Origin of the sequence: Janthinobacterium sp. BJB426 (assembly GCF_002735705.1) — a bacterium.
Classification (GTDB): Bacteria; Pseudomonadota; Gammaproteobacteria; order Burkholderiales; family Burkholderiaceae_D; genus Janthinobacterium.
The window spans coordinates 100,539-116,143 of sequence record NZ_PDZL01000015.1; the positions used below are offsets into that span (position 1 = coordinate 100,539).

The window sequence follows — 15,605 nt, forward strand, 5'->3', positions numbered from 1 at the left end:
TAATGACACAACTCACGGTGCCGGAATTTCAGCATCGCACGGTGCTGCTCGATGAAGCGGTCGATGCGCTCGACCTGTCGGGCGACCGCGCGCACGGCGTTTACGTCGATGGCACGTTTGGCCGCGGCGGCCATAGCCGATTGATTTTGTCGCGCCTGGCGCCCGACGCGCGCCTGATCGGCTTTGACAAGGACTTGCAAGCCATCGCCACGGCCGAACAGATCGCCGACCCCCGTTTCCAGATCGTCCATGACAGCTTTGCCACCATGACGGCCAGCCTGGCCGAACGCGGTGTGCAGCAGGTCGATGGCATCCTGCTCGACCTGGGCATCTCGTCGCCGCAAGTCGACGACGCGGCGCGCGGTTTCAGCTTCCGCAACGACGGACCGCTGGACATGCGCATGGATACCACGCGCGGCATCTCCGCAGCCGAATGGCTGGCGGTGGAAACCGAGCAGAATTTAGAGAAAGTGATACGCGATTATGGGGAAGAACGGTTTGCTTTTCAGATTGCAAAGGCGATTGTTGCTGGCCGGGCAGTCCAGCCAATTTCAAGCACACGACAGCTTGCCGGCATCGTGGCAGGCGCCGTCAAGACCCGCGAGAAGGGTAAGGACCCCGCTACCCGCACCTTTCAGGCCATACGCATTTTCATTAACAAAGAGCTCGAGGATCTCGAGATCGGCCTGAGCCAGGCGTATGCCTGCCTGGCGCCCGGCGCGCGCATGGCCGTGATCAGCTTTCACTCGCTGGAAGACCGCATGGTCAAGCGCTTCTTCGCCTCGAAGGCGAACGTGGAGCAGCCTGACCGTCGCCTGCCGATCCGCGCGGTCGACTTGCCGCAGCCGGAAATGAAGCTGATTTCGAAGATGAAGCCGTCCGACGCCGAGATCGAGGGCAACCCGCGTTCGCGTTCGGCCGTGATGCGCGTGGCGCAGCGCTTGCCCATTCCAGCCAGTGGCGGCTCCCGATGACTGGCAAGCTGTGTGTCGTGCTGTCGGCCCTGCTGGTGTGCTGCGGCCTGTCGCTGGTGAATGCGCAGTACCAGTCGCGCCACCTGCTGATCGACCTGGAACGCGCGCAAGCGCTGTCGCGCCAGCTCGACATCGACTGGGCGCAACTGCAGCTGGACCAGTCCACTTTGGGCAAGCATGAACGCATCGAATCGATCGCACGGCGCGATCTGAGCATGACGCCGCTGACGGCGGCGCGTACGCAATACCTGACGGAGGGCGAATAATGAAGTTGGGCGGTAACAGCAACGGCCGGGTGGCGGCATCGAAAGGCGTGCCATTCTCGAAGAACCCCGTACTGGCGGTGCGTCTGCCCGTCTGGCGTTCGCGCGTCGTGCTGTTCCTGCTGTTCTTCGCTTTCGCCGGCCTGGGCGCGCGCGCCCTGTGGCTGCAGGGCGTGTCGACGCAGTTCCTGCAAAAGCAGGGCAAGGCGCGCTATGAACGCACCTTGGAATTGCCTGCCACGCGCGGCAAGATCACCGACCGCAACGGCCAGGTGCTCGCTTCGTCCGTCCCTGTGAAAGCCATCTGGGCCATCCCTGACGACGTGCTGCAGGCGTCGCCGGAAAAAATCAATGCGCTGGCCGGCCTGCTGGAAATGAACGTCAACGAATTGCGCAAGAAGCTAGATTCGGACCGCAGCTTCGTCTACCTGAAACGCCAGGTCGAGATGGACGTGGCCGACAAGATCTCTAAGCTCGGCATCGACGGAATCGACGAGCGCAAGGAATACAAGCGCTTCTATCCGCAGGGCGAAGTGATGACCCACGTGGTGGGCTTTACCAACGTGGAAGACGTGGGCCAGGAAAGCATGGAACTGGCGCAGCAGAAAACCCTCGTCGGCACTACCGGCAGCCGCCGCGTGATCAAGGACCGCCTGGGCCACATCGTCGAAGACATTGGCTTCATCCACGAACCTCACGACGGCAAGGACCTGACCCTGTCCGTCGACAGCAAGATCCAGTACATCGCCTTCACGCAGCTGAAGGAAGCGGTGGAAAAATTCAATGCCAAAGCCGGCGGCGCCGTGGTGCTCGACGTGCACACGGGCGAAGTGCTGGCCCTGGCAAATTACCCCAGCTACGACCCGAACGACCGCCGCAAGCTCACGGGCCAGCAACTGCGCAACCGCGTCATGACCGATACCTTCGAGCCTGGTTCGACCCTCAAGCCGATCACCGTCTCCCTGGCGCTCGACACGGGCCGGGTCAAGCCGGGCACCCTGATCGACACGGGGCCGGGCCGTTATACCATCGCCGACCGCACGATCACCGATACCAAGCCGCATGGCGTGATCAATGTCTCCGAAATCATCGAGATGTCGTCGAATATCGGCACCTCGAAAATCGCGCTGGGCATGCCGTCGCAGGAAATGTGGGAAATGTTTACCAAGGTGGGCTTCGGCCAGCAGCCGAAATGGGGTTTCCCCGGCGCCGTGGCCGGCAGGGTGCGTCCGTATAAATCGTGGCGCCCGGTGGAGCAGGCGACCATGAGCTACGGTAACGGTATTTCCGTGTCGCTGATCCAGCTGGCGCGCTCTTACATGATGTTCGCGCGCGATGGCGACACGATTCCCCTGTCGTTCCAGAAGGTCAATGAACTGCCCGTGGGCCAGCAAGTGATCAAGCCGAAGACGGCCGCCGAAATGCGCGCCATGCTCGAACTGGTGGTCTCCGGCGCGCACGGCTCGGCCAAGCGCGCCCAGGTCGCCGGCTACCGCGTGGGCGGCAAGACGGGCACCGCCTATAAAGTGGAAAACGGCCGCTATGCGATGCCGCGCAAATATATCGGCTCGTTCGTTGGCATGGTGCCGATGTCGGCGCCGCGCTTCATCATTGCGGTGATGATCGATGAACCGACCGGCCCGGCCCACTATGGTGGCCAGGTTGCCGCTCCCGCTTTCGCGGCGATTGCGACCAATGCGCTGCGCGCGATGAACGTACCGCCCGATTCCTCCGTTACCGAAATCGTGGTCCCGGCCAATGCCGGCCCGGAGGCCATGTGAAGTCACTCATGACCATACAAGACATCAGTTTGTGGATCAAAGCGGCCGCCCCATCCGGGCAGCTGACGTCCGATTCGCGCCGCGTGCAGCGCGGCGACGTGTTTTTCGCCTATGCGGGCGCCACGCATTTCATCGACGCCGCCATCGAGCAGGGCGCCGCCGCCATCGTGCATGACGCCGTGGAGTGGAACGCCGCATGGGGCGTGCCGCACCTGCTGGTCAGCGACCTGAAACGCCTGGCCGGCCCCGTGGCGCATGCGTTTTACGACATGCCCGACAGCGCCATGTTCAGCGCCGGCGTGACGGGCACGAATGGCAAGACCTCGTGCGCGCTGTGGCTGGCGCAAGCCCTGGCGCGCCTCGGTGAAACCTCTTCCGTCATCGGGACCCTGGGCGTGGGCCTGTGCAAGCCGCGCGGCGCCATCGAATTCGACGTGACCGGCTACACCACGCCGGACGCCGTGCTGCTGGCGCGCAAACTGGCCGCAATGCGAGACGCCGGCGCCAAGGCCGTCGCCATCGAAGTGTCGTCGATCGGCCTGGACCAGGATCGCGCGGCGGGCATGCATTTCGATGTCGCCATGTTTACCAATTTGACGCGCGACCACCTCGACTACCATGGCGACATGGCGGCCTACGAGGCGGCCAAGGTAAAACTGTTCGACTGGCCTGGCCTGAAAACGGCCGTCATCAACCTCGATGACGCCATGGGCCTGCGCCTGGCGCGCCACGTGGAGGGCAAGCTGGCCGGCGAATATCCCGTCATCGGCTACACCTTGCAGGATGCGGCCGCCTTGCCCGACCTGCCGGGCGTACTGATGCTGCGCGCCAGCCAGTTCCGCAGCCGCCATGCCGGCACCGACTTCCACCTCGAATGCGCGCTCGGCGTGGCGCTGGTCAAGACGCAGCTGGTGGGCCACTTCAATATCAGCAACGCGCTGGCGGTGCTGGGCGCCTTGCTGGCGCACGGCACCGGCCTGCGCGCCGCCATCGACGGCATCGAATCGCTGCAACCGGCCCCCGGTCGCATGCAGCAGGTGGGCGGCCAGGAAGCGCCGATGGTCGTCATTGATTACGCGCATACGCCGGACGCGCTGGAAAAAACCCTGGCCGCCTTGCGCCAGGTGGCGCAGGAGCGGGGCGGTCAGCTGTGGTGCGTGTTCGGCTGCGGCGGCGACCGCGATCCGGGCAAGCGTCCGCAGATGGGCGCCATCGCGCAGCTGGCCGATCACGTGCTGGTCACCAGCGACAATCCGCGCAGCGAAGACCCGCACGCCATCATCGCGCAGATCGTCGCCGGCATGCGTGCCGACGGTCCGCAGCCGCAAGCCATCGAAGACCGCGCCGGGGCCATTTTGTCGGCCATCAAGCACGCGGCCAAGCCGGACGTGATCCTGTTGGCGGGCAAAGGCCATGAGCCGTACCAGGAAATCAAGGGCAAGAAACTGCCGTTCTCCGATGCCGACCATGCGCAGCTGGCCCTGTCCGCGCGCCTGACGATGATGAGGACGAACTGATGGATCGCCTGATGCACGCAAGCCTGGCAGAACTGATGCCGTCGCTGGACGGCGCACAGTTGACGGGCGACGCATCCTTTGATGGCGTCTCCACCGACAGCCGCAGCGCCCCAGCCGGTTCGCTCTTCGTCGCCTTGCGCGGCGAGAGTTTCGACGCCCACGATTTCCTGGGTCAAGTGGCCGCGCGCGGCGTCGCCGCCGTGGTGGTCGAGCGCTTGCCTGAAGGCTGGGACAGCGGCAAGGTGCCGGCCATCGTGGTGGCCGATACCCTGGTGGCGCTGGGCCGCATCGCCAACCACTGGCGCGGCCGTTTCAATTTACCCGTCATCGGCGTCACCGGCAGCAATGGCAAGACCACCGTCAAGGAGATGATTTCGGTCATCCTGGCGGCGGCCTTTGGCGAAGAGGGCCGGCTGGCCACGCGCGGCAACCTGAATAATGAAATCGGCGTGCCATTGACCCTGTTCCGCCTGAGCGCCGCGCACAAGGCGGCCGTCATCGAGATGGGCATGAACCATCCTGGCGAGATTGCCCGTTTGGCCGCGATTTCCGCGCCGACCCTGGCAATGGTCAACAACGCGCAGCGCGAACACCAGGAATTCATGCATACGGTGGAAGCCGTGGCACGCGAGAACGGCGCCGCGCTGGCAGCCCTGGCGCATGACGGCGTGGCCGTCTTCCCGCATGGCGATGAATATACGCCCGTGTGGCGCGAACTTGCCGGCGCGCGCGCCGTCATCACCTTCGGCCTGTCGAAAGAGGCGGACGTCAGTTGCACGCACCGCGCGGCCGAGGATTTTGGCAGCGACCTGTTCGTCAGCGTGCGCGCACCGGACGGCAGCTTGCGCCAGTTTTTTGTCGGCTTGCAGGCGGCGGGCGAACACAATGTGCGCAATGCGCTGGCGGCCGTGGCATGCGCCGTCGGCGCCGGCATCGCGCCAGAACAGATCAAGCAGGGCCTGGAGGCGTTTTCTCCCGTGAATGGCCGCCTGCAGAAAAAACGTGCCGCCAATGGCGCCACCATCATCGATGACACGTATAACGCCAATCCTGATTCGGCGCGCGCGGCCATCGATGTGCTGGCGCAGGCAGCGGCACCGCGCATCCTGGTGCTGGGCGAGATGGGCGAAGTCGGCACGCAGGGGCAGCAGTTCCACGAAGAGATCGGCGCCTACGCCGCCGCCAAAGGCATCGAACACGTGCTGGCGACGGGCGGCCTGGCGCGCCATCTGGTCAATCCGGCGCAGGAAGCCGCGAGCCAGGAATCAGGCACGGTCGTGGAGTATTTCGAACAGTTCGACGGTTTGCTGGCGGCGCTCGATGCGCATTTGTCCGGCCGTTCGGATGCAACAGTATTAATCAAGGGCTCCCGTTTCATGAAGATGGAACGGGCCGTGCAGCATTTGATTGGTTCAAACAACAATAACAAGGAAGCTCACTAATCATGCTGCTCTGGCTCGCTCATTATTTCCAGGACGACATTGGCCCACTGCGGGTCTTTAACTTCATCACGTTCCGCGCCGTTTTCGCCACCCTGACGGCGATCCTGATCGGCCTGTGCGCCGGTCCCGCCGTGATCCGCATGCTCACGCGCATGAAGGTCGGCCAGGCCGTGCGTACGGACGGCCCGCAAACGCATCTGAAAAAACACGGCACCCCCACCATGGGCGGTGTGCTGATCCTCATCGCCATCGGCATTTCGACCTTGCTGTGGGCCGACCTGTCGAACCGCTTCATCTGGCCCGTATTGATCGTCACCCTGGGCTTTGGCGCCATCGGCTGGGCCGACGACTACCGCAAGGTGGTGCACCAGGATCCGGAAGGCATGCGCTCGCGCGAGAAATACTTCTGGCAGTCGCTGATCGGCCTTGCCGCCGCGTTTTACCTGGCGTTTTCCGTCTCCATCTCCGAGCCCAATGCCGGCCAGGTGTGGAATCTGATCTACGCCTGGGTGCAATCGGGCTTCGCCATGGACTTGCCGCCGAAGGCCGACCTGATCGTCCCGTTCTTCAAGACCATCAGCTATCCGCTGGGCGTATGGGGCTTTATTGCGCTGACCTATTGCGTCATCGTCGGCACCAGCAACGCCGTCAATTTCACCGATGGTCTCGATGGCCTGGCCATCATGCCGACCGTGATGGTGGGCACGGCCCTGGGCCTGTTCGCCTACCTGACGGGTAACGCCACGTATGCGCGCTACCTGTTCATCCCGCATATCCCGGGCGCCGGCGAACTGGTGATCTTCTGTGGCGCGCTGGCCGGTTCCGGCCTGGCTTTCCTCTGGTATAACACGCACCCCGCGAAAGTGTTCATGGGCGACGTGGGCGCGCTGGCACTGGGCGGCGCATTGGGTACCGTCGCCGTCATCGTGCGCCAGGAAATCGTCCTGTTCATCATGGGCGGCATCTTTGTCGTTGAAACGCTGTCCGTGATCATCCAAGTCGTCTGGTTCAAGTACACCAAGAAGCGCTTTGGCGTTGGTCGCCGCGTCTTCCTGATGGCGCCATTGCATCACCATTTTGAACAAAAAGGCTGGAAGGAGACGCAGGTTGTCGTGCGTTTCTGGATCATCACCATGATGCTGGTGCTGCTCGGCCTGACCACCTTGAAGCTGCGCTGATGATGTACGACGCTAAAACCGCACTGGTACTGGGCCTCGGGGAGTCAGGCCTGGCCATGGCCCTGTGGCTGGCCCGCAGCGGTGCGACCGTGCGGGTAGCCGACACGCGCGAGGCGCCCGAGCGCCTGGCAGCCTTGCAGGCCGCCGTGCCGCAGGCGCAGTTCATCGCCGGCGCCTTCACGGCCGACCTGCTCGATGGCGTCGACTTCGTCGCCGTCAGCCCCGGCCTGGCACCTGGCCGCGAACTGTCGGCAATCGCGCCTGCCGCTCTGGAAAAAAATATCCCCGTATGGGGCGAGATCGAGCTGTTCGCGCAGGCGCTGGCCGCGCTGAAAACGGAACGCGGCTATGCGCCGAAAGTCATCGCCATCACGGGCACGAATGGCAAGACGACCGTCACCAGCCTGGTAGGCTTGCTGTGCGAACGCGCGGGATTGCTCACGCGCGTAGCCGGCAATATCAGCCCGGCCGCGCTGGACGTGCTGCGCGAAGTGCTGGACGCCGAACCGGCGCCGCAGCCTGTGGTTGAAGGCGAAGAAGTCGCCGAACCCGTGGCCAGCACCTTGCCGCAGGCGTGGATCCTGGAGCTATCGAGCTTCCAGCTGCACACGACCTTCAGCCTGCAGGCCGATGCGGCCACGGTCTTGAATCTGTCGCAGGACCACCTGGACTGGCATGGCGACATGGCGGCGTATGCCGCTGACAAGGCGCGCATCTTCGGCGAGCAGACCGTGCGCATATTGAACCGCGACGATGCGCTTGTGATGCACATGGCTGATCCGCTGGCCGAGACGATCACCTTCGGCACGGGCGAGCCGGCGGAAGTCGACAGCTTTGGCCTGGTCAATGAACGGGGCATCTTCTGGCTGGCGCAAGCCGTGCCTAGCGAAGAAGTGATCGAGAAGAAACGCAGGAAGAACGATCCGGCGCCCGAACCGGTGCCGACGATGGCGAAAAAACTGATGCCGGCCGACGCGCTGAAAATCCGCGGCCAGCACAATGCCTCGAATGCGCTGGCGGCGCTGGCCCTGTGCCGCGCCATCGGCTTGCCATTCGCGCCGCTGCTGCATGGCTTGCGCGAATACCAGGGCGAGCCGCACCGCGTGGAGCTGATCACGGCCGTCAATGAAGTCGAGTATTACGACGACAGCAAGGGCACGAACGTGGGTGCGACAGTGGCAGCCCTGTTTGGCCTGGGCAAGGCGTTTGGCGGCGCGGAACAGCGTCTGGTGCTGATCGCCGGCGGCGACGGCAAGGGGCAGGATTTCTCTCCGCTGGCTGAACCCGTGTCGCGCTACGTGCGCGCGGTGGTGCTGATCGGCCGCGATGCGCCAGCCTTGCGTGCGGCGCTTGAACCATCCGGCGTGGACATCGTCGACTGCGCCACCTTGCCGGAAGCCGTCAAGCGCGCCAGCAGCCTGGCGCTGGCCGGCGACGCCGTGCTCCTGTCGCCCGCGTGCGCCAGCCTGGACATGTTCAAGAACTATGCGCACCGCGCGCAGGTATTTGTCGACGCCGTGCGCGACATCGCCCTGGAAAACGGACAGGATATCTGATGGCCTTTCAACTGCCCTTCAGCTTTGGTTCCGGCTCGGCTGCCAAGCCGCTGGATAGCCGCGCGCGGCAGTCGAAGATGATGGACTACGACAAGCCGCTGGTGTGGGTCGTCCTGCTGCTGATGTTGCTGGGCATGGTGATGGTGTATTCGGCGTCGATTTCGCTGTCCGATGCGCGCAAGTTCGCCGCCTACACGAACAATTATTTTGTCGTGCGCCAGGCGCTGTTCATCGGTATTTCGATCATTGTCGGCGCGCTGGTATTCCGCATCCCCGTCGCCACCTGGCAAAAGATGGCGCCGTGGCTGTTCATCGGCACCCTGGTGCTGCTGGTGATGGTGCTGATACCGGGCCTGGGCGTGTCGGTCAATGGCGGGCGCCGCTGGCTGAACCTGCCGGGCCTGCGGCCGCAGCCTTCCGAGCTGATGAAAGTGGTGATGGTGCTGTACGCGGCCGATTACACGGTGCGCAAGCAGGAATACATGCACAAGCTGACCAAGGGCTTCATGCCGATGGCGCTGGCCGTCAGCTTCGTCGGCCTGCTGCTGCTGATGGAGCCCGATCTCGGTGCTTTCGGCGTGATCGTCTGCATCGCCATGGGCATCCTGTTTCTGGGCGGCGTCAATGCCATCTGGTTCGGCGGCATCGGCGCCATGCTGACGGCGATTTTCGTCACCATCATCGCCCTGTCGAAATTCCGCCGCGAGCGGTTTTTTGCGTATCTCGATCCGTGGCAGGAAGACAATGCGCTGAACAAGGCTTACCAGCTGACGCACTCGCTGATCGCCTTCGGGCGCGGCGAACTGTTTGGCGTGGGCCTGGGTGGCAGCGTGGAAAAGCTGCATTACCTGCCCGAAGCGCATACGGACTTCTTGCTGGCCGTGATCGGCGAGGAACTGGGCTTGGTGGGCGTGCTGGTCGTGATCGGCATGTTTTACTGGATTATCAAGCGGGCGTTCGACATCGGCCGCCAGGCGATCGCCATCGACCAGACCTTCGCGGGACTGACGGCGAAGGGCATCGCCATCTGGATCGGCGTGCAGACCTTCATCAACATGGGCGTGAACCTGGGCCTGCTGCCGACCAAGGGCCTGACCTTGCCCTTGATGAGTTATGGCGGCACGGGCGTACTGATTAACTGTATCGGCCTGGCGATTTTGCTGCGCATCGACTACGAAAACCGGATCCTGATGCGGGGAGGCCGGCTATGAACAACGTGACGAACTTGAAAACGACGAAAAGACTGATGATCATGGCGGCCGGCACCGGCGGCCATATTTTCCCGGGCCTGGCGATTGCGCAGACGATGCGCGCGCGCGGCTGGGAAGTGAGCTGGCTAGGCACGACCCATGGCATGGAGCAGGACCTGGTGCCGAAGAGCGGCATTCCCATGGACGCCATTGCGTTTTCCGGCATGCGCGGCAAAGGCCTGGCGCACACGGTGAAGGGCGGCTTCAAGATGCTGGCCAGCTTTTTTGCCATCCGCCGTTTCATCGCCAGCCGCAAGCCGGATGTGGTGATGGGCATGGGCGGCTACGTCACCGTGCCGGGCGGCCTGATGGCGCGCCTGAAGGGCGTGCCGCTGGTGCTGGTCAATGCCGACGCTGCGCTGCTGTTGTCGAACAAGACCCTGGTGCCGCTGGCGCAGCAGGTGTGCTTCGGCTTTCCCGCCGATTTCGGCAGCGCCGCCGGCAAGGCCGTCGTCACGGGCAATCCCGTGCGCGCCGAGATCCTCGCGATGGCGCCGCCAGCCGCGCGCTTCGCGGGCCGCAGCGGACCGTTGCGCATTCTGGTGGTGGGCGGCAGCCTGGGCGCGAAAGCGCTGAACGACAGCCTGCCTGCCGCGCTGGCCCTGATGCCGGAGGGCGAACGCCCGCTGGTGACGCACCAGTCGGGCAAGAAGAATATCGACGCCCTGCATGCCGCATATGCGCAGGCGGGCGTGCAAGCCAATGTGGTCGACTTCATCGACGACATGGCCAGGACGTATACCGAGGCCGATCTGGTGATTTGCCGCGCCGGCGCCATCACCCTGTCGGAACTGACGGCGGCCGGCGTGGCCAGCGTGCTCGTGCCGCTGGTGGCGTCAACCACCAGCCACCAGCGCGACAATGCGCAATGGATGGCAAAACAAGGCGCGGCGATTCATCTGCCGCAGACGGAAATGAGTGCGGCGTCGCTGAGCGCCTTGCTGGCGTCGCTGAGCCGCGACACTTGCCAGCAGATGGCGCTGGCGGCGCTGGCAGCAGGCAAGCGCGACGCCAATGAGGCGATCGCACACGTATTGGAAAAACTGGCATGAGGTTAGCTCTGTGAAGCATAAAGTAAACAATATCCACTTTGTCGGCATTGGCGGCAGCGGCATGAGCGGCATCGCCGAAGTGCTGGTCAACCTGGGCTACAAGGTGTCGGGTTCCGACCTGGGCAGCAATGCGGCGACGCAGCGCCTGGCGAGCCTGGGCGCGACCGTCATGCTCGGTCACGCGGCCGAGAACATCGGCGACGCCGATGCGGTGGTGACGTCGGGCGCCGTCCCGCAAGACAACCCGGAAGTGGCGGCCGCGCGTGCGCGCAAGATCCCGCTGGTGCCGCGCGCCGTGATGCTGGGCGAGTTGATGCGTTTGAAGCGCGGCATCGCCATCGCCGGCACGCACGGCAAGACGACGACCACCAGCCTGGTGGCATCGGTGCTGGCGCAGGGCGGTCTCGATCCGACTTTCGTCATCGGCGGCCGTTTGACCAGCGCCGGCGCGAACGCCAAGCTGGGCTCGGGCGACTACCTGGTGGCCGAAGCCGATGAATCGGACGCCTCGTTCCTGAACCTGACGCCGATGATCGAAGTGATCACGAATATCGACGCCGATCACATGGACACCTACGAGCACGATTTTGAAAAGCTCAAGCAGGCCTTCGTGCAGTTCACGCACCGCTTGCCCTTCTATGGCCGCGCCATGCTGTGCATCGACGATCCGCACGTGCGCGCCATCATCCCGTCCGTGACCAAACCGGTCACCACCTATGGTTTCGCGGAAGACGCGCAAGTGCGCGCCGTCAATGCGCGTGCCGTGGGCCTGGAAATGCATTTCACCGTGCTGCAGGAAGGCTATCCGGATCTCGACGTGGTGCTGAACCAGCCTGGCATGCACAATGTGCAGAATGCCTGCTCGGCGATCGCCATCGCGCGCGAAATCGGCATCGCCGACAGCGCTACGCAGCAGGGCCTGGCCGAGTTCTCCGGCGTGGGCCGCCGCTTTACGCGCTATGGCGACGTGACGCTGCCGAATGGCGGCAGCTTCGCGCTGGTCGACGATTTCGGCCACCACCCGGTGGAAACGGAAGTGACCCTGGCCGCCGCGCGCGCCGCCTATCCGGGCCGCCGCCTGGTGCTCGCGTTCCAGCCGCACCGCTACAGCCGCACGCGCGACCTGTTCGAAGATTTCGTCAAGGTGCTCGGTGCGCCCGACGTGCTGCTGCTGTCCGAAGTGTATGCGGCGGGCGAAGCGCCTATCGTCGCCGCCGACGGCCGCGCTCTGGCGCATGCGCTGCGCGCGCGCGGCAAGATCGAACCGATTTTCGTCGAGTCCATGACGGACATGGCCGACACCATCATGAGCGTGGCGCGCGACGGCGACGTCGTGCTGACCATGGGCGCGGGCTCGATCAGCGGCATCCCGCAACAACTGACAACGTATCAATCTCACACTGTAAAGGCCTGACGTGAACCAAGCTTCAGCTATCGACGTTAAACAATTGGGCAAAGTCGGCGTCCTGTTCGGCGGCCGTTCGGCCGAGCGCGAAGTGTCGCTGATGTCCGGCGCGGGCGTGCTGGCCGCTCTGAAAAGCCATGGCGTGGATGCGCATGGCTTCGATACGGGCGAACGCAGCCTGGCCGAACTGGCCGCTGAGCAATTCGACCGCGTCTTCATCGCGCTGCACGGCCGTTTCGGCGAAGACGGCAGCCTGCAAGGCGCGCTGGAACAGCTGGGCATCCCGTACACGGGCAGCGGCGTGATGGCGTGCTCGGTGGGCATGGACAAGGTCTACACCAAGATGATCTGGCTGATGCACCAGCTGCCGACGCCAAAGTACGCGGTGCTGGACGATAGCTCCGACCTGGCCAAGGTCGCCGCGGAACTGGGCTTGCCGCTGATCGTCAAACCGCCGCATGAAGGCTCGAGCATCGGCATCACCACCGTCAACGAAGCGTCGGCCTTCCAGGCGGCCTACGACATCGCCGCCGGTCTCGATGATTCGGTGCTGGCTGAGGAATTCATCAAGGGCCGCGAATTCACCGTCGCTATCCTGGGCAAGGGGGCCACGGCGCGCGCGTTGCCGCCGATCGAAATCGTCGCCCCGCAAGGCAATTACGATTACCAGAACAAGTACTTCACGGACGATACGCAGTATTTCTGCCCGCCGCAGCTGGACTCGGCGATCGTGGCCGAGATGGAACGCATCGCGCTGGCCGCCTACCGCGCCCTCGGCTGCGAAGGCTGGGGACGGGTCGATGTGCTGATGCGCACGGCCGACAGCGCGCTGTTCCTGCTGGAGGTGAATACCTCGCCCGGCATGACGGGTCACTCGCTCGTGCCGATGGCGGCGCGTGCGGAAGGCACCAGCTATGAAGACCTGTGCCTGGAAATCGTCGCCGGCGCAAGCTTGAAAATGCACAAGGGACAGCGCTGATATGTGGCATGACGCTAAAAGCCTCAATACGACTGCCAACGGCTTGCTGGCCGCGGTTCTGGTCGTGTGCGTGGCCGCCGGCGTCTGGTGGGTGTCGCAGCGTCCCATGTTCGACCTGCGCACGATCAAGGTGGAAAGCGCGGACGACAAGGGCCTGCGCCACGTGAATTACCTGACCCTGCGTAGCGGCACCCTGGGCCGCATCAAGGGCAATTTCTTCACGACCAACCTGGAAAGCGTGCGCGGCGTGTTTGAATCGGTGCCGTGGGTGCGCCGCGCCAGCGTGCGGCGCGAGTGGCCGAACCAGCTGATCGTGGCGCTGGAAGAGCACGAGGCGCTGGGCACCTGGGGCGAGGATGGACGCCTGTTATCGGTCAAGGGCGACGTGTTTACGGCGAATGTGGCCGAAGCCGAAGACGACCATGAATTGCCTGCGTTTGCCGGCCCCGATGGCAGCGAAAAGGAAGTACTGGCTACCTACGTGCAGCTGGCAAAGTGGTTTGCGCCGCTGAAGATGGTGCCGGAAACCCTGTCGCTGTCGAGCCGCTATGCGTGGACCGTAAAGCTGGATAACGGCATGAGCGTGGCGCTGGGACGCGAGCAGAATCATACGACCCTGAAGGCGCGGGTCGACCGGCTGGTGGGCATTTACCCGCAGCTGGCGAGCCGGCTGGAAAATATCGACACGATCGATATGCGTTACCAGAATGGCCTGGCGCTCAGTTCCGCCGGCCTGGTGATACCGGCCGAAGGCAAGGATGGAAAGCCAGTCATGAAGAAGAAAAACAGCAGTCCGATTAAAAAACCGACTTAACTTAATAATTTAGCCCATACATTAGGCGACAGAAATGACAAAAGACGCGAAAAACCTGATCGTCGGCCTCGACATCGGCACCTCGAAAGTGGTGGCGGTGGTAGCCGAAGTGATGTCCGACGGGCGCCACGAAGTGATCGGGCTGGGCCAGCACGAATCGAAGGGCCTGAAAAAAGGCGTGGTGGTCAATATCGAGGCCACGGTGGAGTCCATCCAGCGCGCGCTGGAAGAGGCCGAGCTGATGGCTGATTGCAAGATCCGCAATGTGTACGCGGGCATTGCGGGCAGCCATATCCGCAGCTTCAATTCCAGCGGCATGGTAGCCATCAAGGACAAGGAAGTGACGGCGACCGACGTGGCGCGCGTCATCGAGACGGCAAAAGCGGTTAACATTCCGACCGATCAGCAATTGCTGCACACGGTGCCGCAAGAGTTCATCGTCGACAGCCAGGAAGATGTGCGCGAGCCTATCGGCATGAGCGGCATCCGCCTGGAGGTGAAGGTGCATATCGTCACCGGCGCCGTGTCGGCGGTGCAGAACATCGTCAAGTGCGTGCGCCGCTGCGGCCTGGAAGTGTCGGACCTGATCCTGCAGCCGATGGCGTCCGCCGATGCGGTGCTCACGCCCGACGAGAAGGAACTGGGCGTGGTACTGATCGACATCGGCGGCGGCACGACCGATGTGGCGGTATTCTCCGATGGCGCGATCCGCCATACGGCAGTCATCCCCATCGCCGGCGACCAGATCACCAACGACATCGCCATGGCCTTGCGCACCCCGACCGCGGAAGCGGAAGAAATCAAGATCCGCTATGGCGTGGCCAAGCAGGTCCTGGCCGATCCCGGCGAATCGCTGGAAGTGCCCGGCCTGGGCGACCGCGGCCCGCGCAACCTGTCGCGCCAGGCGCTGGCGGCAGTGATCGAGCCGCGCGTCGAGGAGCTGTTCGCCATGGTGCACCAGGTGGTGCGCGAATCCGGCTACGAAGGCGTGCTGTCGTCGGGCATCGTGCTCACGGGCGGCACCTCCATCATGCCCGGCATGGTGGAAATGGCGGAAGACATTTTCCTGAAACCGGCGCGCCTTGGCACGCCCGAGTATCGGGGCCAGCTGGCCGACGTGGTGCGCAGTCCGCGCTATGCCACGGTATTGGGCCTGCTGCTGGAAGCGAAGAAGCAATACCTGCGCGGCCACATCGTGACGCGTCAGGACGGCTCGGTGAAGGCAGTCTGGCAGCGCATGAAGGAATGGTTTTTAGGGAATTTTTAAGGGCATGATTTGCGCCCGGCAGTACAGGTTTTTTGGCAGCATCGCAGGTACACACACATAACTTTATTTTATATTTAACCGCAGTTTTCAATCTCCAGTTCTCCTACCAATATGAGGCCTGGCGCTT

13 protein-coding genes are annotated in these 15,605 nt (G+C 63.7%); all 13 read left to right on the plus strand.

The annotated features are described in order from the left end of the window. Window positions 1-2 precede the first annotated feature (2 nt). Genes rsmH through ftsA form a run of 13 tightly spaced genes read left to right on the plus strand, consistent with a single transcriptional unit; the run spans window position 3 to window position 15,478 of the window. Window positions 3-974 (plus strand): 16S rRNA (cytosine(1402)-N(4))-methyltransferase RsmH, encoded by a 972-nt coding sequence (gene rsmH / locus CSQ93_RS21355; RefSeq protein ID WP_099379768.1) that lies wholly within the window; start codon window positions 3-5, stop codon window positions 972-974. Then, window positions 971-1,240 (plus strand): cell division protein FtsL, encoded by a 270-nt coding sequence (gene ftsL / locus CSQ93_RS21360; protein ID WP_034748894.1) that lies wholly within the window; start codon window positions 971-973, stop codon window positions 1,238-1,240. The genes rsmH and ftsL overlap by 4 nt, the downstream gene beginning before the upstream one ends. Then, window positions 1,240-3,018, plus strand: a complete 1,779-nt coding sequence (locus CSQ93_RS21365) for a peptidoglycan D,D-transpeptidase FtsI family protein (protein WP_034748891.1) — start codon at window positions 1,240-1,242, stop codon at window positions 3,016-3,018. Before ftsL ends, CSQ93_RS21365 begins: the two co-directional genes overlap by 1 nt. Window positions 3,019-3,026: 8 nt before the next feature. After that, the gene (locus CSQ93_RS21370) at window positions 3,027-4,535 is read left to right on the plus strand and encodes a UDP-N-acetylmuramoyl-L-alanyl-D-glutamate--2,6-diaminopimelate ligase (RefSeq protein ID WP_099379769.1); all 1,509 of its coding nucleotides are present in this window, start codon (window positions 3,027-3,029) and stop codon (window positions 4,533-4,535) included. An 11-nt stretch (window positions 4,536-4,546) separates the two neighbouring features. Then, the gene (locus tag CSQ93_RS21375; RefSeq protein WP_099379808.1) at window positions 4,547-5,977 is read left to right on the plus strand and encodes a UDP-N-acetylmuramoyl-tripeptide--D-alanyl-D-alanine ligase; all 1,431 of its coding nucleotides are present in this window, start codon (window positions 4,547-4,549) and stop codon (window positions 5,975-5,977) included. 2 nt (window positions 5,978-5,979) lie between these two features. Next, window positions 5,980-7,155 (plus strand): phospho-N-acetylmuramoyl-pentapeptide-transferase, encoded by a 1,176-nt coding sequence (gene mraY, locus CSQ93_RS21380; protein ID WP_099379770.1) that lies wholly within the window; start codon window positions 5,980-5,982, stop codon window positions 7,153-7,155. After that, a complete protein-coding gene (gene murD, locus CSQ93_RS21385) occupies window positions 7,155-8,711 on the plus strand; it encodes a UDP-N-acetylmuramoyl-L-alanine--D-glutamate ligase (RefSeq protein ID WP_099379771.1) in 1,557 nt (518 codons plus the stop codon). The genes mraY and murD overlap by 1 nt, the downstream gene beginning before the upstream one ends. Then, window positions 8,711-9,922: a putative lipid II flippase FtsW gene (gene ftsW / locus CSQ93_RS21390; protein WP_035824835.1), complete on the plus strand. Its 1,212-nt coding sequence runs from the start codon at window positions 8,711-8,713 to the stop codon at window positions 9,920-9,922. Before murD ends, ftsW begins: the two co-directional genes overlap by 1 nt. Beyond that, window positions 9,919-11,013: an undecaprenyldiphospho-muramoylpentapeptide beta-N-acetylglucosaminyltransferase gene (gene murG, locus CSQ93_RS21395; RefSeq protein WP_099379772.1), complete on the plus strand. Its 1,095-nt coding sequence runs from the start codon at window positions 9,919-9,921 to the stop codon at window positions 11,011-11,013. Before ftsW ends, murG begins: the two co-directional genes overlap by 4 nt. Window positions 11,014-11,023: 10 nt before the next feature. Beyond that, complete coding sequence (gene murC / locus CSQ93_RS21400) at window positions 11,024-12,427, plus strand: UDP-N-acetylmuramate--L-alanine ligase (RefSeq protein ID WP_099379773.1); 1,404 nt, start codon at window positions 11,024-11,026, stop codon at window positions 12,425-12,427. 1 nt (window position 12,428) lies between these two features. Beyond that, window positions 12,429-13,397 (plus strand): D-alanine--D-alanine ligase, encoded by a 969-nt coding sequence (locus CSQ93_RS21405; protein WP_233516284.1) that lies wholly within the window; start codon window positions 12,429-12,431, stop codon window positions 13,395-13,397. Between the two features lies 1 nt (window position 13,398). Next, the gene (locus tag CSQ93_RS21410) at window positions 13,399-14,211 is read left to right on the plus strand and encodes a cell division protein FtsQ/DivIB (RefSeq protein ID WP_034784973.1); all 813 of its coding nucleotides are present in this window, start codon (window positions 13,399-13,401) and stop codon (window positions 14,209-14,211) included. A 34-nt stretch (window positions 14,212-14,245) separates the two neighbouring features. Beyond that, window positions 14,246-15,478 carry a cell division protein FtsA gene (ftsA, locus tag CSQ93_RS21415; RefSeq protein ID WP_010394955.1) on the plus strand — a complete coding sequence of 411 codons (1,233 nt, stop codon included), beginning with the start codon at window positions 14,246-14,248 and terminating at the stop codon, window positions 15,476-15,478. The last annotated feature ends 127 nt before the right edge of the window (window positions 15,479-15,605 follow it).

What these genes read in the sequence shown, in the direction of transcription:
- rsmH (WP_099379768.1), top strand. Translation starts at nt 3, where the DNA reads ATGACACAACTCACGGTGCCGGAATTTCAGCATCGCACGGTGCTGCTC.
- ftsL (WP_034748894.1), top strand. Translation starts at nt 971, where the DNA reads ATGACTGGCAAGCTGTGTGTCGTGCTGTCGGCCCTGCTGGTGTGCTGC.
- CSQ93_RS21365 (WP_034748891.1), top strand. Translation starts at nt 1,240, where the DNA reads ATGAAGTTGGGCGGTAACAGCAACGGCCGGGTGGCGGCATCGAAAGGC.
- CSQ93_RS21370 (WP_099379769.1), top strand. Translation starts at nt 3,027, where the DNA reads ATGACCATACAAGACATCAGTTTGTGGATCAAAGCGGCCGCCCCATCC.
- CSQ93_RS21375 (WP_099379808.1), top strand. Translation starts at nt 4,547, where the DNA reads ATGCACGCAAGCCTGGCAGAACTGATGCCGTCGCTGGACGGCGCACAG.
- mraY (WP_099379770.1), top strand. Translation starts at nt 5,980, where the DNA reads ATGCTGCTCTGGCTCGCTCATTATTTCCAGGACGACATTGGCCCACTG.
- murD (WP_099379771.1), top strand. Translation starts at nt 7,155, where the DNA reads ATGATGTACGACGCTAAAACCGCACTGGTACTGGGCCTCGGGGAGTCA.
- ftsW (WP_035824835.1), top strand. Translation starts at nt 8,711, where the DNA reads ATGGCCTTTCAACTGCCCTTCAGCTTTGGTTCCGGCTCGGCTGCCAAG.
- murG (WP_099379772.1), top strand. Translation starts at nt 9,919, where the DNA reads ATGAACAACGTGACGAACTTGAAAACGACGAAAAGACTGATGATCATG.
- CSQ93_RS21410 (WP_034784973.1), top strand. Translation starts at nt 13,399, where the DNA reads ATGTGGCATGACGCTAAAAGCCTCAATACGACTGCCAACGGCTTGCTG.
- ftsA (WP_010394955.1), top strand. Translation starts at nt 14,246, where the DNA reads ATGACAAAAGACGCGAAAAACCTGATCGTCGGCCTCGACATCGGCACC.